This window comes from Marinobacter sp. (assembly GCF_048266785.1).
Taxonomy (GTDB): Bacteria; Pseudomonadota; Gammaproteobacteria; order Pseudomonadales; family Oleiphilaceae; genus Marinobacter.
Genome location: NZ_JBLWYX010000008.1, coordinates 153231 through 171692, shown reverse-complemented (window position 1 = coordinate 171692; position 18462 = coordinate 153231). Strand labels below are relative to the sequence as shown.

Annotated in this window: 23 protein-coding genes and 1 riboswitch; of the genes, 9 read left to right on the top strand and 14 right to left on the bottom strand. The window is 51.6% G+C overall.

Features of this window, described 5'->3' with window-relative positions; genetic code table 11:
- Window positions 1–89 precede the first annotated feature (89 nt).
- The 8 genes from ACN0V1_RS13180 to ACN0V1_RS13145 all read right to left on the bottom strand — a co-directional run bounded on the left by ACN0V1_RS13180 (window position 90) and on the right by ACN0V1_RS13145 (window position 2743).
- A complete protein-coding gene (locus ACN0V1_RS13180) occupies window positions 90–332 on the bottom strand; it encodes a hypothetical protein (RefSeq protein ID WP_417545429.1) in 243 nt (80 codons plus the stop codon).
- A gap of 5 nt (window positions 333–337) precedes the next feature.
- Window positions 338–547, bottom strand: a complete 210-nt coding sequence (locus ACN0V1_RS13175) for a hypothetical protein (protein WP_417545428.1) — start codon at window positions 545–547, stop codon at window positions 338–340.
- A gap of 20 nt (window positions 548–567) precedes the next feature.
- Window positions 568–867: a hypothetical protein gene (locus ACN0V1_RS13170; protein ID WP_417545427.1), complete on the bottom strand. Its 300-nt coding sequence runs from the start codon at window positions 865–867 to the stop codon at window positions 568–570.
- A gap of 389 nt (window positions 868–1256) precedes the next feature.
- The gene (locus tag ACN0V1_RS13165; protein WP_417545426.1) at window positions 1257–1523 is read right to left on the bottom strand and encodes a hypothetical protein; all 267 of its coding nucleotides are present in this window, start codon (window positions 1521–1523) and stop codon (window positions 1257–1259) included.
- Window positions 1520–1822 carry a hypothetical protein gene (locus tag ACN0V1_RS13160; protein ID WP_417545425.1) on the bottom strand — a complete coding sequence of 101 codons (303 nt, stop codon included), beginning with the start codon at window positions 1820–1822 and terminating at the stop codon, window positions 1520–1522. Before ACN0V1_RS13160 ends, ACN0V1_RS13165 begins: the two co-directional genes overlap by 4 nt.
- Window positions 1819–2082 carry a hypothetical protein gene (locus ACN0V1_RS13155; protein ID WP_417545424.1) on the bottom strand — a complete coding sequence of 88 codons (264 nt, stop codon included), beginning with the start codon at window positions 2080–2082 and terminating at the stop codon, window positions 1819–1821. Before ACN0V1_RS13155 ends, ACN0V1_RS13160 begins: the two co-directional genes overlap by 4 nt.
- Window positions 2079–2543 (bottom strand): hypothetical protein, encoded by a 465-nt coding sequence (locus ACN0V1_RS13150; protein WP_417545423.1) that lies wholly within the window; start codon window positions 2541–2543, stop codon window positions 2079–2081. Before ACN0V1_RS13150 ends, ACN0V1_RS13155 begins: the two co-directional genes overlap by 4 nt.
- Complete coding sequence (locus ACN0V1_RS13145; protein ID WP_417543030.1) at window positions 2540–2743, bottom strand: hypothetical protein; 204 nt, start codon at window positions 2741–2743, stop codon at window positions 2540–2542. The genes ACN0V1_RS13150 and ACN0V1_RS13145 overlap by 4 nt, the downstream gene beginning before the upstream one ends.
- Before the next feature lie 58 nt (window positions 2744–2801).
- Between ACN0V1_RS13145 and ACN0V1_RS13140 the strand changes: the two genes are divergently transcribed.
- The 3 genes from ACN0V1_RS13140 to ACN0V1_RS13130 all read left to right on the top strand — a co-directional run bounded on the left by ACN0V1_RS13140 (window position 2802) and on the right by ACN0V1_RS13130 (window position 5840).
- Window positions 2802–3119: a DNA-binding protein gene (locus ACN0V1_RS13140; protein ID WP_417545422.1), complete on the top strand. Its 318-nt coding sequence runs from the start codon at window positions 2802–2804 to the stop codon at window positions 3117–3119.
- 253 nt (window positions 3120–3372) lie between these two features.
- Complete coding sequence (locus ACN0V1_RS13135) at window positions 3373–4839, top strand: ATP-binding protein (RefSeq protein WP_417545421.1); 1467 nt, start codon at window positions 3373–3375, stop codon at window positions 4837–4839.
- Window positions 4836–5840, top strand: a complete 1005-nt coding sequence (locus ACN0V1_RS13130; protein ID WP_417545420.1) for an O-methyltransferase — start codon at window positions 4836–4838, stop codon at window positions 5838–5840. Before ACN0V1_RS13135 ends, ACN0V1_RS13130 begins: the two co-directional genes overlap by 4 nt.
- Here the strand turns inward: ACN0V1_RS13130 and ACN0V1_RS13125 are convergent.
- The 5 genes from ACN0V1_RS13125 to ACN0V1_RS13105 all read right to left on the bottom strand — a co-directional run bounded on the left by ACN0V1_RS13125 (window position 5837) and on the right by ACN0V1_RS13105 (window position 9140).
- Window positions 5837–6958, bottom strand: coding sequence for a DNA cytosine methyltransferase (locus ACN0V1_RS13125; RefSeq protein ID WP_417545419.1), 1122 nt, complete (start codon window positions 6956–6958; stop codon window positions 5837–5839). The two genes, ACN0V1_RS13130 and ACN0V1_RS13125, sit on opposite strands and share 4 nt — an antisense overlap.
- A 933-nt stretch (window positions 6959–7891) precedes the next feature.
- Window positions 7892–8122, bottom strand: a complete 231-nt coding sequence (locus tag ACN0V1_RS13120; protein WP_417545438.1) for a hypothetical protein — start codon at window positions 8120–8122, stop codon at window positions 7892–7894.
- A 95-nt stretch (window positions 8123–8217) separates the two neighbouring features.
- On the bottom strand, window positions 8218–8421 hold the full coding sequence (locus ACN0V1_RS13115) for a hypothetical protein (RefSeq protein WP_417545418.1): 204 nt from the start codon (window positions 8419–8421) through the stop codon (window positions 8218–8220).
- Between the two features lie 26 nt (window positions 8422–8447).
- Complete coding sequence (locus ACN0V1_RS13110; RefSeq protein WP_417545417.1) at window positions 8448–8795, bottom strand: hypothetical protein; 348 nt, start codon at window positions 8793–8795, stop codon at window positions 8448–8450.
- A 57-nt stretch (window positions 8796–8852) separates the two neighbouring features.
- Window positions 8853–9140: an ADP-ribosyl-(dinitrogen reductase) hydrolase gene (locus ACN0V1_RS13105; protein ID WP_417545416.1), complete on the bottom strand. Its 288-nt coding sequence runs from the start codon at window positions 9138–9140 to the stop codon at window positions 8853–8855.
- A 481-nt stretch (window positions 9141–9621) separates the two neighbouring features.
- Window positions 9622–9709: riboswitch (cyclic di-GMP riboswitch) on the top strand.
- Window positions 9710–9851: 142 nt separating this feature from the next.
- Between ACN0V1_RS13105 and ACN0V1_RS13100 the strand changes: the two genes are divergently transcribed.
- The 5 genes from ACN0V1_RS13100 to ACN0V1_RS13080 are packed head-to-tail and all read left to right on the top strand — an operon-like array spanning window position 9852 to window position 15363.
- Window positions 9852–10406 (top strand): DUF4402 domain-containing protein, encoded by a 555-nt coding sequence (locus tag ACN0V1_RS13100; protein ID WP_417545415.1) that lies wholly within the window; start codon window positions 9852–9854, stop codon window positions 10404–10406.
- Between the two features lie 56 nt (window positions 10407–10462).
- Window positions 10463–10903, top strand: coding sequence for a hypothetical protein (locus ACN0V1_RS13095; protein WP_417545414.1), 441 nt, complete (start codon window positions 10463–10465; stop codon window positions 10901–10903).
- A 53-nt stretch (window positions 10904–10956) separates the two neighbouring features.
- Window positions 10957–11427 (top strand): DUF4402 domain-containing protein, encoded by a 471-nt coding sequence (locus ACN0V1_RS13090; protein ID WP_417545413.1) that lies wholly within the window; start codon window positions 10957–10959, stop codon window positions 11425–11427.
- A gap of 53 nt (window positions 11428–11480) precedes the next feature.
- Window positions 11481–12362, top strand: a complete 882-nt coding sequence (locus ACN0V1_RS13085) for a molecular chaperone (RefSeq protein ID WP_417545412.1) — start codon at window positions 11481–11483, stop codon at window positions 12360–12362.
- 13 nt (window positions 12363–12375) lie between these two features.
- Window positions 12376–15363: an SPOR domain-containing protein gene (locus tag ACN0V1_RS13080; RefSeq protein WP_417545411.1), complete on the top strand. Its 2988-nt coding sequence runs from the start codon at window positions 12376–12378 to the stop codon at window positions 15361–15363.
- An 899-nt stretch (window positions 15364–16262) separates the two neighbouring features.
- Here the strand turns inward: ACN0V1_RS13080 and ACN0V1_RS13075 are convergent.
- Entirely contained in the window at window positions 16263–17609 is a 1347-nt protein-coding gene (locus ACN0V1_RS13075) for a S41 family peptidase (protein ID WP_417545410.1), read from the bottom strand.
- A gap of 190 nt (window positions 17610–17799) precedes the next feature.
- On the opposite strand from ACN0V1_RS13075, the gene ACN0V1_RS13070 reads away from it, so the two are divergent.
- The gene (locus tag ACN0V1_RS13070; RefSeq protein ID WP_417545409.1) at window positions 17800–18456 is read left to right on the top strand and encodes an SDR family NAD(P)-dependent oxidoreductase; all 657 of its coding nucleotides are present in this window, start codon (window positions 17800–17802) and stop codon (window positions 18454–18456) included.
- Window positions 18457–18462 lie beyond the last annotated feature (6 nt).

Sequence of the window (18462 nt, the reverse complement as noted above, 5' to 3'; positions counted from 1 at the left end):
GGATCAGACATCCTTGAACAAGTAGACGCACAGCGCGACCCCCATCATGAAGAATGTCCAGTCCCAGAGCTCTGCCATTGGTTCCGCTCCTACTTGATCATGCTCAGCAGGAGTCGGGCACCCTTGCGGACGACGTAGAAGCCGGCCAGGACACCCACCACGGCGATCACGCCGGTGATTTCACCGGAGAAATCGAGACCGCCGGTGACGGTGGACCAGTCGGCGGCGTTGGCGGCGGAGGCGCCCAGGAAGGTCATGGGTACAGCTGCAAACTTCGAAGCTGGCTTGATGTACTTGCGGGCTTGGGCCGCCTGGAACTTGATTGCATTCATAGGTATTACCTCAGCATTTTCAGGAGTTGGCGTCCGCCCCATGCGACCGCCATGAGTGGCAAGGTCACGCTGAAACCCTGGAAGAGGGCTTCGGCGATCATTGCCGCGGTGTACTCGACCGGGATCGTGTACACCACCTGGATAATGGCGCCGGTGCAGTCCCAGCCGGAAGCTGTGAGTGTCCAGTCGCCGTTACACAGGATTGCTTTGCTCACCAGTCAGTCTCCCCTTCTGGTTAAGCTGTTGGTTTCTTGGTGACGTCCTGGGGTTTCATGTCCAGGGCTTTGAAGGTGATCTTGCCGCCCTGCCCGGCTTTCATTTGGGCTTTGACGGTGAACATGGCCGGTAGGCGGTCGGCGTGGTTGCGAAGCTGATCAATGTGTTTCCAGTCGCAGGCGATTTTCATGACTTCGTTGCCAACCCGGTTGTCGTCACTGGCTTCTGCCGGGGAATAGGCCCACAGAGAGCCACCCCGGTTGCCGTCGATGTCGTAGCGGGTGGCGCCGATGATCATGAGGTTGAGGTAGTTTTCCATTGCGTATGTCCTCTGGTTTTGGGTGTTGCGTTGCTTGGTTGTGTTGTCCGGCTAGGCCGGGGTGTTAATCGTCGTAAAATGCTCTGAGAAGCAAGAAGAGCCCTATTCCTATAAGCAGGCCTATGAGGTATTCGGTCATAGCGATGCGACCCCTTTGGGGCAGGCTCTACTCGCTTTGCTCCTGTCCACTAAGGTGGACACCCTTACGGGTAACGATCCTTGTCGCCTGCCGCGCTCCGCTTGCCTCCTGTGCTCATGGTTCGGAATCAAGGGGCGGGCGTCCTCCCCCGACATCCTCACCACTCTTTGTGCGCACTGTGGACCAGCCAGAGCCCGCCACAAGGCCAGGGGGCCTTTGGCCCTGGCGCTGCGCGCCAGCCTTGTATCGGTCACTGCCCGGCCCCCTTTTCGTGCGCGAGTGGTGACGATGACGGGGGCGGACTCAGGGGCTTTTCAGGGGGTTGGGCCTGAGTGCCAAAGCTCGGGCAGCCGGCCTCAAGCCAGGAGCGCAGGACGGAACCGCCGAGGGTCCAGAGATCTGTGCCTCGCTGGATGGCTTCCTGTTGCAACTGGAGGTAGCAGGAGCTGGGCGCGGCGACGTAGAAGCGGCGTTCTTTGTCTTCGATCTGTTCTTGTCTCGGGGGTATGTGGCTCATGGGTTGTGCTCCGTGACGTTGGGAAGGTCCAGGCGGCCACAACCCCAGGCGTCTCTCAGTTGGATGAGACGGTCAAAGGCGGGGCTGTGGTGGCCGCTGGCTTCCAGTTCGTGAATCAGGGCGTCGGTAAAGGCGGATTTGCACCGGGCCATGTAGTCGCACGGGTAGTCGGTGCGCACGTCCTGCAGGTGGCTTAGCCGGTGCAGGAGGGTGTTAAAAAAGCCTTCCAGAGCGTCAGGGGTGAGCGCAGAGGACAGACGTGGGCTCTGGAAGGCAAAACCTGGATTGTTGTGGTTCATTGGATCCGAGCCTCCATGCAGGCGGTGTGCATGAAGGGGCTGATGGCCTTAGTCTGCGCGTAGGTGCTAAAGGCCGTTTCTGCGAGTTTGGCGTAGGCGTAGAGGTTGGCGTCCAGGTCGTGGAAGGCGGCCATCATGCCCTGAATCTTGATCAGGCATTCGAAGGCGGTATCTCTGTCGCCAGCGTCCAGCCATTTAATGGACAGGTTGAACAGGGTGCGGATCTGGTGGCGCTTGAGTTCGCGTAGGGCCGGTGTCATACGTAGGCCTCCAGCCGGACACCTTTATAGACTTGTCCTGGCAATGCACCACAGGCGGACAGTTGTTCACGACGAAGTACAACCGAATCCGGGAGTATTCCTTTAACGCTTTGGAAGTAGTCCAGATAAGCATCCAGTTTGGAGCGGATCTTCAAAGACTTTGCGTTGTCGTTGAAGCGGACGGCATCGCCGTTCACCTGGCGCTGTTCAACATACGGAGAGACGAAGGACCAGCCGGCGGCACCATTTATGCGATCACCACCAACCGCCATCCACTGACGGCCTGAAGCACTCACAGCGACGGTTCCAGGAGCAACCATTCGAGCTGGCCCGAGACGATCGGCGGAAGCGACCAGCTTCGCACCATCAAAGAACCAAACACCTGGAATATGAACGCCGCCGTTAGTGCGAAGCTCAACAAACTGCTTCACGGCTTCACCCGCTTTATTAAGACGCTTCATTGCCAGTCCTCCTTATCCATTGCCTGCTGAGACAGGGCGGCAATGTTGACCATGCGAATACGGCCGATCTTTAGAGATGGCAGATGGCCTTTTTCGACCTGGCCCCGAACCTGCCCTTCCGTGAGTCCGGTCAGTTGGGAGTAGCGCTCCTGGGTCATGACCGGAGTTGCTAGCAAGATGATTTGTTTTTGCTCGTCCACTGTTTTGCACTCTGCTACACTATTTATACCCAATGCGTGACACATATTGATTGTCACTATGTACAAATGGTACCTGGTAACTGGTACTATCTACAAATTATATATTGCTATGATACGTGAACGATTAATTGCTTTTTTTAATAGTGCTGAAGTGACATCCCGTGAAATGGAACGGCTGACAGGCATTGATCGCGAGAAGTGGAATGCGGTAAGAGGAAAGAGACGAAGAGTTAACGAGGATGATATAGAAGCCTTCAACGAGGCCTTTCCTCAATTTGCTTATTGGCTGACAACGGGAAAAACCATTCCGGATGCCGGTCAAATCAGCCCAGAGATCGAAAAAGCACGGAAGGAAAACAGCCTGAAAACAGGATAGGTTTCAGCTTGGCGGCGACAATCGCCAGTTCCTGGTACGGAGACCGACGAGGGGAACAACAAAAACAAAAGGGCTGACCGTCGTAGTGTGTGGTGGCGGTTTCAGGCGGAAAATAAATCTTGAGTGACACAAAATGATTCCAACCTCAGGAGGTTTGACGCAAAGCTAATTAACTTGAAGACTATTGGAAAATCTATTTAAGCCTCCGCAGGGTTTTAAAAAATAGACTAATACGTTTAATCAGGATGAAACTATGGCGAATAACGATGATCAGCTAGCACTAGATTTGAAAGTCCAGGCTGCACCGACAAAGTCTTTTTTTGTAGATATGTTAACTCGAGACATATCATTAGACGACGCCATTTTAGACCTTCTTGACAACTGCCTTGACGGAGTGATTAGACAGAATAAGAAAAAAGGTGAACGCCAACTCGATGAGAGCAAACCCTATGCTGGATATTTTGCGAAAATTAACTTTGATCGCAGTCAATTCAGAATAGAAGATAATTGCGGCGGAATAGAAAGAAATAGAGCACAGAATCAAGCTTTTAAGTTAGGACGGCCTAAGGATAGCGTCGAGGAACATTTAGGAACGATTGGTGCTTATGGTATCGGAATGAAGCGGGCGATCTTTAAAATGGGTAGATCTGCCACTATCGAAACACAAAATGAGAACGATCGAATCAGTGTAAAAATCGAACCGGAATGGATGGAGAACGACAATACGTGGGATTTAGAACTAGAAAGCCTTAGTGCAACCGATCAAAATGGAACGACTATCACCGTTCGGAGCTTGCACCATCAAATATCAGGACAATTTGACAGCAGACATAGCAATTTCGAAAAAGATATATCAGAAAAAATAGCAGCATTATTTACACTTATAATGGAAAAAGGTTTTGAGGTTTATGTTAATAACCGACTAGTGGTAAGAAAACCTCTGACCCTTCTATTTGATCGCGGCGCTGTGACAGGGAAGCACGACAGTGGGCTTGGAGCTTACCTCTATAGCTTTAGCGATGATGGACTGAAAATTGATATTGCACTAGGTTTCTTGGCAAGGATGAAAAAGAAATACCTAGAAGAAGCTTTGGAAGGGATAGTAGAGGGCGATGATGCCCTAGAAGGTGAAATCAGAGAAGAGGCCGGATGGTCTATTTTATGCAACGAGCGAGCAGTGGTGTACAAAGACAGGAGTGAAAGAACTGGATGGGGAGGCGCAGGAAACGCGCCTAAATATCACCCGCAATTTCGAAACATCACTGGAATAGTATCATTTCATTCTGATGATCCAAAAAAGTTACCGCTCACGACAACAAAGCACGGAATTGATTGGGGCGACACAAATTATTTGAAAGTCAAAAAATATATGACCGAGGCTTTGAAAGAATTTAGTTCATATACCAATAATTGGAAAGGATCGAACCAAGAGGAAGAGAAATTCTTTAAACGTGCAGAATCGGTAAGCATTGAGGAAATTCGATCAACACTACCTTCAGAAAAATGGCAAACGATTAGAAATTCTGACGGAAAAGAAAAAAAATATATACCTAACTTGCCAAAACCTGAGAGAAAGGAAAATAAGAAATGGATTCGCTTCTCTAAAACAAAAGAAGAAATCCAAGAAGTTTCGCAGTTTCTATACGACACAACCGAATCAGACCACTCAAAAGTCGGTGAATCATGCTTTGACTTTGTACTTAAGGAGTCACGCAAATGAGTGGGCAATTTGTACCCTATCAATTACGTGTTGGAAAGGGAATTGACAGAAGGCTTTTCTTTCACACACTGCTTAAATGTTCGGATCACATAAATATAAAAAAGGCTACGTACTGCAGCATGCCGGGCCCTTTTGCTGAGGACTTTAAAGCTATTTACAACGTCCTAAAAGTTAGGGATTTTATTGCAATAGAGAACGACAATGATACTGTTAATAGACAGCGATTTAACTGGGAGTTCGATAAGGCTAATTTTTCCTATCGCCCCTCGAATATTTTCGTCAGAGATTTAGATACGGAAGACTGCGATTCCTTCATAATATGGTTAGACTATACGTCGCCAAGTAACATTGGCAAACAAATGGAGGAAGCGTCGGAAGTTCTCTCGAAACTTCAAAGTGGTGATATTTTTAGAATTACGTTGAATGCGAATCCAGGCACTCTCGACGATCCTGGAGAAGACCGGATGCTGCCAGAGAAAGCTAAGGATAGGCGAGCTAAATTATTGTCACGTCTTGGAGTGGATATCGATTTAGACCATGACCCAACAATGTATGGCGCAAAAAAGTTCCATGAGACAATTACTCAGTGTTTCAAATACTTCGCAAACGAATCATTTCAAGGGTCGACTTTGGAATTTTTCCCGTTCCTTATTACTACGTATCAGGACGGACCACACAAAATGGTTACAATAGCCGGAGTAATTTTCAACGAAGATGAGTGGCGGAAATTTTTAGAAGAGAGCAATATAGAGAGACTTCCTTACACAACTTGCGACTGGCAATTACGAGCCATCAGTATAGAAACACCATCTTTATCCGACAAAGAAAGACTTTTTATAGATGCCAGAGCTGAGCTTGACTGGTCTTCGGAAAGAATTGTTAAAGACTTGGGCTTTAAAGTCACCGATGGAGGCGAAACAAAGCAGGTTGAATCAATTCAACGCTATCTGGACTTTAGAACCCATTTGCCATATATCACCCGAACAGCTCCCGGATTTTAAAATCGTTTCGCTATGGCTGTCAGTAGGCGCTCAGCAACGATTGGAGAAACACTATTCCCTATTTGCCGAAAACTATGCCATTTTGTCGGATTGAACTGAAACCAGTCCGGAAAACCCTGTAATCTAGCCGCTTCACGTGGAGTTATGACTCTCGGCTGGTAAGGGTGCAAGGGGCGAACAGCTTGATAACTCCCTCGATCACTGCCTGTCCCAGCCCTGAGGGTAGGACAAAACCCGCTGGGCTCTAGTCGTGTTGCTTTAGAAACAGAATCCTTCCCTCCAGGAATAACCGCCGAGAAGCGCTCAACGACATGAGGCTTATGGAGCGTTCCTACACAACCTGAGACCAGATCATGATCGTTAAGCCGGTGAATTGCATTAACGTCACCAACGCCATCAGGAACGTTTCCATATAAATTAGAATAGAAGCCTAGATCGGCACCACGAGCGGTAAGTTTTCTCCAATCATCAAAATCATCGTCGCGCCAATTGGTATCCACATGCTCCGGCAACCCCAGTAGAGCGTCACCCACAAGAACTTTAGAGCTATCACTAGTGAAGCTAAAATCTGAAAACGTTAATGGTTTGGAGCTATTAATCTTAACACCAATAACAAAAACTCTAGTTCTGGTTGTTGGAGCTCCGAGATCAGATGCATTGATTTTTATCGGCCCAAAAATCTCATAGCTATCTCGGACTAGGGTCAGCGCATTATCTAAGATGGGGCGGTTGATATCGGTTAAAATTCCAGGGACGTTTTCTGCAATAAAGAACTCCGGTTGTACATCCTGAACAAGTTCATAGAAGCGGCGATACAGCTTGTTCCTGGGATCCTTCTCGTCACGTCGACCCATAGTGCTAAATCCCTGGCACGGAGGCCCCCCTATAAGGCCTTCGATGCCACTTACACCAGCTTTAGCTAACAAATCACGCCCATTTATATCGCTAATATCTTGTTCCCAATGTATTGAGTTAGGGAAATTAACTGCATGGCTTTGGATTGCACGCGTATCATTCTCGACAGCAAGACATACATCAAATCCAGCACGCGCTGCGCCCAAGCTTAGGCCACCAACGCCTGCAAATAAATCAATAATTTTTGGCTTAGAATCAGTCATTTGGGCGCACATTGAATAGGAATAAAGAGGAGTATACTAGAATTGAGAACCATTGTCGATCGGACAGCTAGATCCTTACCGGGTGACTCACTGCAAAGCTTACTGGTCTAACAAAGTGAGAACACCAGAAAACATTTGGGAAAAACGTGGGATATATCTTACACACTTACTGACCGAGCAGGCATTTGCGAGAGTATTCCAGGCTGATCTCCCTGCGTTCTCCCCTCAACCGATTCACATAATGTGCCTTTCCTCCTGCACGGAGCAAAGAGTCGTAGTGATCAATGCGATCTCGTACTCGATCACAATACAGCTCGTGTTCTCGTTTTTCTTTAGCCTCACGTCTCTCTTGCCTTTCCCGTTCTTCGAGCTGGGGCGATTCCTGATAGGCCGACTTTGCCGTTTGGGAACTTACCAACGCAACTACGTTGCTACTGTCTCGGCCTGAAAGCCGTTCATAGCGCTTACAGGCAGAATTGCGATGCGCCCTACTCTGCGAAGACTCATCTTTCTTGTACTCAGCTCTCCAGAATCGGCACATATTCAGGCTTGAATTTATAGCGGATTGATTCTTACGTACAGAACTGGACGTGCTAGCTCCCCTGGACGGAGAACTAGACACCTGTGGCTGACTTGATCGACGCGGCTCCACCTTCATCGGTTTCATATCTGAGGTCCGGGGCTGTACAAGCGAGCTTGAGGAGTTACCTCCAACCTCAGGATCATGTGCCGAAGCAGCGAGACTAAAATAAACGGTGTGAAGTCCAAGTTCGTACAGGAGCTCCTGGCCGTGGTCAGACCTAAGATAAACATATGCCCCAGTGAGCAAGGCAATAGTGAGAATATTCGCTACTAGCACTGCAAGAACGGTCCCTGTAAATCTCAAAGCCAACTCCTTAACCCCTAAAAACCAGTAATTGAATAGTTCGTATACTACTCAAACGAAGTCCATCTTGGCAGACGTATTCCGTTACGAACGGTGTCAACAATGTGTTCACGGGTGTGGGGCAGGGTAATGATGGTAAACGATGGAACAATATCGCCCTGGAAGTCCGAGAGCTCGTAGTGACCAGAAAGGGCGATAGCGCTATTAACAGGGTGGATTTTGTAGCATTGCTTATGCCCTTTCGCTCCAGTCCATTCTTGGAAACCACTGGCTGGGATGATGGCCCGTTGAGGGTGAAACCGATTTTCCAGAGTGGAGTGGTTCCCAAGCTCCCCGATCAGGCATTGAAGGTGCTGTACTTTGGTGAGGGACGTTAGCCGGTACCGTCTGGTTTGGGCTCTATCAATAGTGACCAGATGGTGTCTTCCCGAGTTCTGCCCGGGTTGGTTCCGTAGACGATCTGGCCTTTTGCACCTGGCGCAATGTTGAGGCGGGTTTGAGCGCGGATCGGGAAGCCCAGAATTTCCAGCAGGTACTGAACCTTTGGGTCATCTATAACGTTATAGCGACCGCACATAAGGCTCCCCGATCATGTTTCTGGGATTAACCGTAAGCCTTTTTTCCTTCGCCATTATCAGGATCATGGTGGTTATCGTCATCCAAGGCTCGCATATCGACCGATTTCTCACGCAGGATGCGGCGCTTTTCTGAATCGGCAAAGCGCTTGAGCACCTGGCGAATCAGAGGCTGATAACCAATGCCGTTGATTTCCGCTATCATCTTAAAGTCTTCGATAAGCGACTTCTGCAGGCGGATTGAAATAGGCTGCAATCCAGCCGCTTCATTCAGAGCGGCATCGTCTACATTTTTTGATACCCGAACGAACTCTTCTTCCCGGCCAAGGGAACCATCTTCCCAGGCTTCCGGGGTACCTACTATTTTCTTTCCCATGTTGCGTGCTCCCCGCCGCTTTCGTTCTTCTGGTTCTTTCTCTGCGACTCTTCTCAGTTAAAATGCGTACTTGGTATAAATGACTTCTTCTTTTGGATTAGGGCAATACGCGGTTTTCAGCAATATGTCGCCATCCTTGAGGATGAAAACCACCTTCAGGCGGCGACCGTAGTCGGTTTCAGCAATAAACCATTGGGTCGGCGGATCTGTCTTGTGATTCTCTCTGATGTCTTCCAATAGTCCACCCTCACGGTTTGCAAAACATTGCTGAACCTCTTCCAGACTGACACCGTGTTTTTCAGCCAGTTTCTGCTTCACTGCAGATGAACATTTCAGCGACATCATGCCCCTCACCGATTTTGTATATACAGAGTATATACTCAAGATTAACCAAAGCCAACCAGAGTATGTGTCAACAAAGTGTCCACGCGCTTGAGGTTTTAAGTGGTTTTCTGTGGAATGCTGTTTTAGTAACCATCTGTTTTCTGGGCCATTGTGGTTTTCAGTGGGCCAAAAGATAGGTACAGCATCGGGTTCAATTCCCGCCGTCTCCACCAACCAACCCAAAAAAAGCCCCTGATTTCAGGGGCTTTTTTTATGCTCGCAATCACCGAAAGGCAAGGAGCGTCGGTCATTCCCCCAATAAAGAGTGGTGGTGAAAATGGGGAAATTACCCTACGAACACGGACCACAACCATCCATGGTACAAGTCCACCCATAAAACTCATTCAATGCCCTGAGGCTTTTGATCATAATTGGTATTTGTTCTATTAGGGGGCTTGGGTAATCGCATTGACAGGCAATAAAGCCCCGCTATACTCAAAAATGCACGAAAAGGCAAATCCGCCGAAAGGTGGAGACGCAAAGTCACCGGTCTAACGGGTATTTTACCTTATGACAGCGGGACCGCCGGCATACACTCTGTGGTTTCCTGAACTCGGGTTCTTCGTGTCAGTAGCTGCAGGGTTCTGTTATCGGATCCCTCCTGACTGGTATTTATTACAAGCGAGCACCAAGGGCAATGAACCCTCGGCACTGCTTACAGGAGATATTCTCATGAACGCATCTACTCTTTTCCGCAACAAAAATTTCCGTCATGCGGCCTTGGCTTCAACCGTCGTGGTTGGTTTGTTCGGGGCTTCCCACAGTTTTGCCGCTTCCGCAACCACGACCAGTACCGCGACGGTTATTGCACCGATTGCAATTACCAAGGCTGCGGATCTGCTCTTCGGCAGTTTTGCACCTGGTGCTGGCGGGACAGTAACTGTTGCCACTAACGGTAGCCGGACAGCGACCGGGGCCATTCTGTCCACCGTCGGGACAACCCCAACTGCCGCCAGATTTGACGTGACCGGTGAGGGCAGTTCCACCTATAGCATTGCCTGGGGTGGCGTCACTGTGCTAACGGAAACGGTCGGAGGCGTGGAAACTATGGCTCTCACTCGGATCAGCGATCTGACGGGCGCCGGCGCAACAACCGGGGAAGTGACCAGCGGTACCCTTACTGCTGGAGCACAATCCATTTACCTGGGTGGTGAGCTAACCGTAGGCGCTACACAGGCGGCCGGGACATACACCGGTGACGTAACGGTCACCGTTGAGTACAACTAACCAACTGCCAGGCTGGGAAAACAATCGCTAGAGTCTGATGAGGAGGGAGCGGTGTCATGAAACTATTGTGCATGGATTCCGCTCCCCGCCTGGTGGTGCTTTCTGCTATTGCATTGGCTAGCACCGGTGTCTGCGGGGCAAGTGCATACAGCCCGGTCAGTGCCACCGTTATAGCAGGCGCCTATGTTGATGTCGGTGTTGGAGTCGCTCAAACCAGTCCCTTTTTCAGCAGTGTTACGGGAGATGTGATTATACGACTGCCCGGAACAGGGCCGCTGGGTGCCTTTGACGATGATCTGAGCCAGTCTGCATCAACACGTTCGGCGCTCGTGGACGCTTCTTGTCTTCGCAAGGCTATCAACCTGGGCGATTGTCTTGGTCTCACTGCCCTTAGCGGCCTGCTTCGTGGCGACCCGGTGAGTGACATTCTGTTGGAATCTATGGATAGCAGCTCATGGAATGAAAACAGTGTTAGCGTCACTGTAGTTTATAATTAGTGGATTCATTTCGCGGGTTTTCAAAACTTAGATACTCCATGGGGAGTTCCCTGATGAAGTGCAATGCTGTATCGATTACCACTGGCATTGTTCTGGCCGCCCTCATGGCCTCAACCTGCGGAGCTGTGGGTATTGCCATTCAGAACACCCGAGCATTGTCATTCGGCAGCTTTGTGGCCGGTAGCGCCGGTACTGTGACCGTCAGCACCGGCGACGTCCGCAGTGCCAGCGGCGGAGTCATGCTGATTCCCTCCAGTATGAGTACGGCGGCGCAATATACGGTGAGCGGTGATCCCAATGCAACCTACACGATCCAATTGCCGACTAACGACTACGTGAAGCTGACAGGTCCGGGAGTGGATATGGTCCTTAACGCCTTCACCAGTTCACCCTCGGGAGCCGCCGGCCAACTGGATGCAGGGGGCTCGCAGACGCTCTCAGTCGGTGCAACCCTTAGTGTGGGCAGCGGGCAGATCCCGGGTGACTACTCTGGCAGCTTCACGGTAATCGTAAATTACAACTGACCCTGTGGTTACAGATCAATATTCGTTTCAAACGATGTAAAAAGGATTCTCCGATGAGCTTTATTCACCTGACCAGACAATCCGGATATCCTGAAAAATCGAATGCCAGATTGTTTTTTCTTCGGTGCGGACTCTGGATATTGCTGCTTCTGCCTGCGAGTCCGGCATTGGCGGAATTGATGCTGTATCCAACCCGGATTGTGTTTGAAGGTAATCAGCGTGCGGCCCAAATCGAGCTGATCAACAATGGCTCCGAGCGCGCGACCTACCGGATCTCGCTGGTGAACCGGCGCATGAGTAAGACCGGGAAATTTTCAAGCATTGATGTACCCCAGCCCGGTGAGCAGTTTGCCGACGACCTGCTGCGCTACTCGCCCCGCCAGATCACGCTTGCGCCCGGGTCCGGACAGACGGTTCGCATTTTGGTCCGCAAGCCCGCCAACCTGGCCACCGGTGAGTACCGCTCGCACCTGCTGTTCAGTAAACAGCCTGATCCGGAAGGTCAGAACGATATCGAAACTCGGAGCGCTTCCGAGGATAGCATTGGTGTCAAGCTGACGATGCTGGTGGGCGCATCCATTCCGGTCATTGTCCGTCATGGCAGGACAAATGCGAATATTTCGCTGACAAACCTTGAGCTTCATCAGACGGCTGAAAAAACACCCATTCTTGCACTGCGCCTGGAACGTAGCGGAAATCAGTCCGTCTATGGCGACCTGGCGGTAAGTTTTACACCGAGAGGCGGTGCTGAGCAGGTGGTTGCGCGCGCCAATGGTGTTGCGGTGTATACTCCGAACCCGGTACGACTGGCGAACATTGCGCTGAAACCGTCAGATGGTATTCAGTTGCGCGATGGTGTCTTGCGAGTCACCTATCGGGAACAGGCGAAGGACAGCGGCAAGTTGTTGGGTGAGGCATCGCTACAGTTACCCTGATCCCCGCCCCAGTATGATCATCGCTGTCGCTGTCGCTGATCGCCGGTTAGTTCCGCTATTGCTGATGCTCGCGCTGATCGCTTATCCCCAGTTCCTACAGGCCCAGAAGCAAGACCTGGAGCTGGATCTGCTGTTACTTGAGGTACGTCTGGATCAGTCGGTGTTGTCCGGTGCCATTCCCGCCTACGATAAGGGTGAGCATATCCTGCTTCCTCTGGGGGAACTGGCCCGGCTGCTGACCCTCGCAATCCAGACCCAGCCCCGGGAAGGAACCGCCAGTGGCTTTATTCTTAATGAGGATCGTGGGTTCAGCCTCAACCTGAGCGAGGCCAGGGTAACCAGAGCGGGGGTTACCGAGGCATTTGATCCGGCACTGGTTCTGTCGGAGCCTGATGATCTTTATGTTGCAAAGGAGTTGCTTGAGCTCTGGTTGCCACTGGAACTTGAGATTAACCGCTCCAGCCAATCCTTGCGGGTATATGCGCTGGAAGAACTGCCATTACAAGCCCGCCTCAGGCGCGAAAACTTTGGTGGGCAGGCGGGGCGTCGCGGCCGTTACGAAGATCCGGGTTATCCTCATTACAAGTCCCCTTATCTTCTGTTGAGTATGCCGTTTATCGATCAAACTCTGGCCACAGAGTTACGGGCAAATAACGAGCAAACCTGGACGGATACGCGCTATACGGCTTTCCTCGCCGGTGATTTGCTAGGCATGGAATCTTCTGTTTTTTTCAGCGCCAGCAAACAGGAGGCGTCACCGGAGGTTCGTGTAACTCTGGGGCGCCATGACCCAGATGCCGGGCTGCTTGGCCCGCTTTCCGCCCGCTCGTATAGCTTTGGCAGCCTGACAGCTCCCAGTGTGGATAATATCTCCCGTAGCACTACTGGTGAGGGCGTGACCGTGAGTAATCGGCCTCTGACCCAGCCAACCAACTTTGACCGTCAGACGTTCGAGGGCGACTTGCCTCCAGGTTGGGACGTGGAGCTCTATTACAACGATGCCTTGGTGGACTTTCAGCAGGCGCGGGAGGATGGTCTATACCGCTTTGAGGATCAGCCGCTAAGTTACGGGCGCAACGATTTTCAGTTGGTATTTAATGGTCCCCTGGGCCAGACACGAGTTGAGCAGTATAGCTTCTCGCTGGATCAATCAATGGCTCGGCCCGGCGAGTTCCGATATAGCCTGACTGAGCAACGTGACGAGGATGATCAGTCCCGTTCCGTCGCCCAGTTTGATCTGGGCATTGCCCGCAATTTATCCGCTAGCGCTGGTTTTGTAAGAGCGCCAGTGGAGGGAGCTGAGCAACAGTATACAAGCCTGGGGCTACGTACTTTCTGGCAAGCTCTGAGTGTCAGCGGCGATTTTATTCAGGCAGAGGACGGAGGCTCCCTCACTGAGCTGGATTTGCAAACCAAGGTGGGCGGGCTGTCGATTGATGCTGGCCGCGCACGTCTGAATGATTTCAAGAGCGAGATTTTTAATGCCGTTACTGACCCCGTACGAACCCGAGACGAGGTGCGGCTCTCTGGCGCTATCCCCCTGGGACCTCGCACGCGCCTGCCGGTAACGATTTATGCGACTCGGGATGAGCTGGAATCCGGCATTAACAATATCCGTCTCAGCAATCGAATCTCCGCCTATGTTTACCGCACCGCCCTGACCAATACCCTTGAATGGCAGTCTTTGGGTGATAGTGAGCAGACCCTTGGCAGTTTTCAGGTCAGCCGCAGAATTCGCGATTTCAGCTTACGAAGTCAGATTAACTATACCCTCAACCCGGACAGCGAAGTGTCCTCGATGGCATTTACAGCAGATAAATACCTGATGGACGGCTACCGTTTTAGTCTAGGCGTAGCGCACACTTACGAGGCGCCGTTAACGACCTATAGTGCCGGTTTCACCAAGAGTCTTGGCCGCTATGGGTTGGGCGTCAATGCCAGGTATATGAGTAACGATGATTATGCGATTGGCGCCCAATTCTTTATGGGCATGGGGCGTGAGCCGCGCCAGTCTGACTGGTTGTTCGACGCCAGGCCGATGGCCAATTATGGCGCTGTCTCGGCACGGATGTTCCTGGACGAAAACAATAACGGCATTATGGACAAGGGAGAGCAATCGATACCGGACGCCGGTTTTACGGTCAACGGGGGCAGGCGCCAGGCCCGAACCAACGCAGAGGGTATTGCCCACCTTGGTCGCTTACCAGTTAAGCAGTATGCCGATATCGGCGTAGACATCTCGACACTCATAGATCCGCAGTGGCAGCCACAGCGTTCGGGAGTGCGGCTGGTACCGCGCCCCGGACACGTCGTTGAGCTGGAATTTCCGGTGCAAATGACCAGCGAAATCGACGGTACAGTCTTCCTGCTGAATGGTAATACCGAGCAGGGTATCGGGGGCTTGAAGCTGGAGCTTCTGGATGACCGGCTTGAAGTTGTCGGTCAAACCACGAGCACCTGGGACGGCTTTTACATTGTCCCCGCTGTGCTCCCCGGGGATTATTGGCTGAGAGTCTCTCCCGAGCAGCTTCGTCGTCTGGATCTGGAGGATACCGGATTCAGGGTGGTGAAGGTGCTTGAGGATGGCGCTTTTGTCAGTGGCATGGACATGTGGGTGGTAGCGGCTTCGTCGCCATTATCACGCCCGGTACCTGACCAGCCTCTATTGGGGTCGAGGGCAAGAGTGGCTGTTGCAGGAAACAGTAATAACTACCGTCAAGAATCCTGGATACGGAGCCAGCCCGGCTCTAACTTCACCATTCAATTGATGGCAGCAAGCTCTGAAAATGCGGTGCGAAACTATATCGACGATCATGGACTCAAGGGTCACGCGGCTTATTTTCGTTCGGAGTATCGCGAGGCGCCCTGGTATTCGGTCATTTATGGTAGCTTCGCGACCTATGAAGAGGCTAGGAGGTCGCTTGAAGGGTTGCCGCTGTCGTTCAAGACTGCGTCCCCGTGGGTGCGTCGGTACGGTGGCGTACAGGGTTTTTTGAAATGATTGCAGTGATTAATCAGATTTTCGCCATCAATCACTCTCCGTATTGCGTGTTTACTTGAGGATTAATTTCTGTCAGATATTTCCTACGCCTTTACCGTAGCAATGCACGGAATGTGTCTTCGGCGGTTTGTTTGGGCATTTTTCCAGTCAAGACGTCGGATATAAAAAGCCTTCTGTTATAGCGTCACACGCGGCGCCTCCGTTGTTTTGACCTTTTGTTGATGGCGTGGCTTTGTCCGTGACTTATGTGGTCAAGGCAAGAACCACAGCATACTAAGAACGGGCGTTAATGCCCCAGTGTCATCTGGCCAGCTAATTTCAGGATATGGCCTCTGTTCTGGCAGGATCAGTTACGGAGATTCGAATACAGTTATTGGCAAAAGCTTTTTCAGTGCCCCAGCATTGAAGAGTGCCCGGAACACGGTTGTTTCTTGTTCGGCACGAAGCTGTCTTTGCAATCGCACTTGCGACATAGATGTGTTGGCTGCAGAACAAGGGACTAGATTTTACCAAAAACTGGCTCATCGACAGGGCCTTTACAGGGGTTCAAGGCCTCCCGAAAGCTAGTTGCACGCAAATTCGACTACAACCAATCTCCATAGAATAACTAAGCGAATGTCGAGCACCCAAGTACGTCACACAAACGTTATTATACGCTAGGCCAACTTTAGCATGCATTTTGAATTATGTAGCATACTAGCCAAGCTAAAGCTCAATCAACCACATGTGGGTAACTAAGTGGGTAATTCAAATTTTATAGAACAAATAACCGCTAATATTCAGATTGTTACACAGCATATTAGGTGGACGCCGTCTCCACCAACCAACCCAAAAAAGCCCCTGATTTCAGGGGCTTTTCTCATTCTACACTTCCAATAAAGTCAGTAAAAGCTCGCCCGTCACCCCCTGACCAGCTTAAGTACCCGCTCCAGCATCGGATCTCTGCCCTCCTCACGGCCCTTTCGACCAAGATAATGCAGGCGGATATGGGGAGGGATACCAACATCTTCGTAAAGCTGACCATCGTAGGCCCGGTAGATCTCGTTGGACAAAGTCAGGTGCCAACCATTTGGCAGGTGACGTTCAAGGGTATCGGAAAGGATGCCCTGGGTGGGCTCGCCAATCAGTGTGAGGCGCGGGTGTTGCAGTAACGAGAGCACGAAAATTTCTGCGGCACTGGCCGTCAGCTCGCTGGTCAGCACAAACAGGTTGCCACGGTAGGTCTCGCTGGCAGGGACGACATGGACCGCCTGCTTGCCGGTGAAGCCGGTGCCATGACGGGCGGATTTAGTAAACGCCAGCCGCTTGCGATCCATCAAGAAGGCAGCGAACTGCAGCGCTACGCCATCATAGCCCCCGCCGTTACTGCGGAGATCCACAACCAGGTTAGGAAGCTCGCCAACATCGGCCAGCACCTTCTGCATCACGCCTCCGCTGGCAGCCAGGTCGGCCGCGGGCTCGCCGGTCTTGCCACTTTGGCCGGCCATGGCCCGGATATTCATGTAACCGACGGCGTCATTAAGACGACCCCACTCCACGAGACGGTTGCCGCCGTGGCTAACGCCACTTGCGAGATAGTCCTCATGGATGACATCGTGCAGCCATTCTTTCAGGTCGCCCAGGTAGCTGGTGAGTTCGCGGTCATCGTTGGCGTCTTCCAATTCCCGTGTCAGCCGCCGGTAAAGTGCGGGTTGAGCACCGGCGCTGTAGTGGCCCCAAGGTGTATGCAGACGGATATGGCCGTCCTTCAACGGTCGTAGCATGGCTGCCATGGTGGCAAACAGAGTTTCTCTTGAGCTGTCCGAGTGAATCTGCGAGTGATAGGTATGGTACGCCTGATCCCAGGCCACGCCTTTCAGTTCAAAGAGGGCGTACTGCTCGGCGAAGATTCGCCAAAAGATTTCGAAGTTGTATTCCGGGTCTTTCGGGTCATGTCTCCGGGTTTCAGCGACGTTTGCGGGTAACGCTTTCAGGCGACGAAAACTGACGCGCGCCACACCGCTGACACGATGGACACTGAACGCCTGCCCACCCGGCGAGACTACCAGATCTTCGTAATAATGACTTAGTTCCGCAAGGGCGCCCGAGTAAAGCTTCAGGCAACTGATGGTGGTTTCTTCAAAAAGGGTGTACCGGTCGCTCTCTATCCGCAGTATTTTACCGTAACCTTGCGAACGCCAAACGCCCTGCAGGTTGCTGAAAACAGGGGTAGAAAGAGAGTCATTACGCTTTTGGCCAGCCTTCATAGAGCACTCCAGGTCCGTTTGTGCGACGCTGGGAGTCATGGGCCATGCGCTCAAGCATCGTATGGATTCTTATGAATACAGAGTAGCCAGTTAAGAGTTAAAAGGTAATTAAGCATCAAGATAACGATGACAGCGGGCTCCCATTCCGGCAGCTTACGCCGATTTTCCAGAGGGCAAGGAGGATTCTCGGATGTCGATACTCATCACAGGCGCCAACCGCGGCATAGGCAGCGCATTGGCCAGCGAGTGGCTAAGCGTAGGTAAAGAAGTCATTCAAACCGCCCGAAACTCCCCTGGCATGGAGTCGCTCGATGTCGCCGATCCCGCCAGCATCAAGCAATTCGCAAAACGCCTCGACGGGCGCCCAATCTCCACTCTGGTCTGCAATGCCGGCGTTTCTCTGGATAAATCCGACGATCTGGAGACGGGGTACGCACCGGAAGACTGGGCGCAATCTTTTGCCGTTAATGTAACCGGTGTTTTCCTGATGGTTCAGGCGATGCTGCCGAACTTGCGGGCCAGCCGGGACGCTGGCGGGGCCTCGAAAATCGCCATCATTGCCAGCCAGATGGGATCACAGAACTCACCGGTCGGTGACCGGCTAATTTACCGCGCATCCAAAGCAGCAGCCATTAATCTGGGGCGGAACCTGGCAGTGAGTCTTGAAAGCGAAGGGATCGCTGTGGGCATCTATCACCCGGGCTGGGTGGCAACAGACATGGGAGGTGGCTCAGCGGACCTGACCCTCGAAGAGGCCATGCAAGGGCTGCGGAAACAGATCGATGAGCTCAGATTATCCGAGACCGGTTGCTTTAAGTCCTGGGACGGTACCGACTGCGAGATGTGAGCGCCG

Coding starts and splice junctions, on each gene's coding strand:
- ACN0V1_RS13180 (WP_417545429.1), bottom strand. CDS start 332: ATGAATGCAATCAAGTTCCAGGCGGCCCAAGCCCGCAAGTACATCAAG.
- ACN0V1_RS13170 (WP_417545427.1), bottom strand. CDS start 867: ATGGAAAACTACCTCAACCTCATGATCATCGGCGCCACCCGCTACGAC.
- ACN0V1_RS13165 (WP_417545426.1), bottom strand. CDS start 1,523: ATGAGCCACATACCCCCGAGACAAGAACAGATCGAAGACAAAGAACGC.
- ACN0V1_RS13160 (WP_417545425.1), bottom strand. CDS start 1,822: ATGAACCACAACAATCCAGGTTTTGCCTTCCAGAGCCCACGTCTGTCC.
- ACN0V1_RS13155 (WP_417545424.1), bottom strand. CDS start 2,082: ATGACACCGGCCCTACGCGAACTCAAGCGCCACCAGATCCGCACCCTG.
- ACN0V1_RS13150 (WP_417545423.1), bottom strand. CDS start 2,543: ATGAAGCGTCTTAATAAAGCGGGTGAAGCCGTGAAGCAGTTTGTTGAG.
- ACN0V1_RS13140 (WP_417545422.1), top strand. CDS start 2,802: ATGTACAAATGGTACCTGGTAACTGGTACTATCTACAAATTATATATT.
- ACN0V1_RS13135 (WP_417545421.1), top strand. CDS start 3,373: ATGGCGAATAACGATGATCAGCTAGCACTAGATTTGAAAGTCCAGGCT.
- ACN0V1_RS13130 (WP_417545420.1), top strand. CDS start 4,836: ATGAGTGGGCAATTTGTACCCTATCAATTACGTGTTGGAAAGGGAATT.
- ACN0V1_RS13125 (WP_417545419.1), bottom strand. CDS start 6,958: ATGACTGATTCTAAGCCAAAAATTATTGATTTATTTGCAGGCGTTGGT.
- ACN0V1_RS13115 (WP_417545418.1), bottom strand. CDS start 8,421: ATGTGCGGTCGCTATAACGTTATAGATGACCCAAAGGTTCAGTACCTG.
- ACN0V1_RS13110 (WP_417545417.1), bottom strand. CDS start 8,795: ATGGGAAAGAAAATAGTAGGTACCCCGGAAGCCTGGGAAGATGGTTCC.
- ACN0V1_RS13105 (WP_417545416.1), bottom strand. CDS start 9,140: ATGATGTCGCTGAAATGTTCATCTGCAGTGAAGCAGAAACTGGCTGAA.
- ACN0V1_RS13100 (WP_417545415.1), top strand. CDS start 9,852: ATGAACGCATCTACTCTTTTCCGCAACAAAAATTTCCGTCATGCGGCC.
- ACN0V1_RS13095 (WP_417545414.1), top strand. CDS start 10,463: ATGAAACTATTGTGCATGGATTCCGCTCCCCGCCTGGTGGTGCTTTCT.
- ACN0V1_RS13090 (WP_417545413.1), top strand. CDS start 10,957: ATGAAGTGCAATGCTGTATCGATTACCACTGGCATTGTTCTGGCCGCC.
- ACN0V1_RS13085 (WP_417545412.1), top strand. CDS start 11,481: ATGAGCTTTATTCACCTGACCAGACAATCCGGATATCCTGAAAAATCG.
- ACN0V1_RS13080 (WP_417545411.1), top strand. CDS start 12,376: ATGATCATCGCTGTCGCTGTCGCTGATCGCCGGTTAGTTCCGCTATTG.
- ACN0V1_RS13075 (WP_417545410.1), bottom strand. CDS start 17,609: ATGAAGGCTGGCCAAAAGCGTAATGACTCTCTTTCTACCCCTGTTTTC.
- ACN0V1_RS13070 (WP_417545409.1), top strand. CDS start 17,800: ATGTCGATACTCATCACAGGCGCCAACCGCGGCATAGGCAGCGCATTG.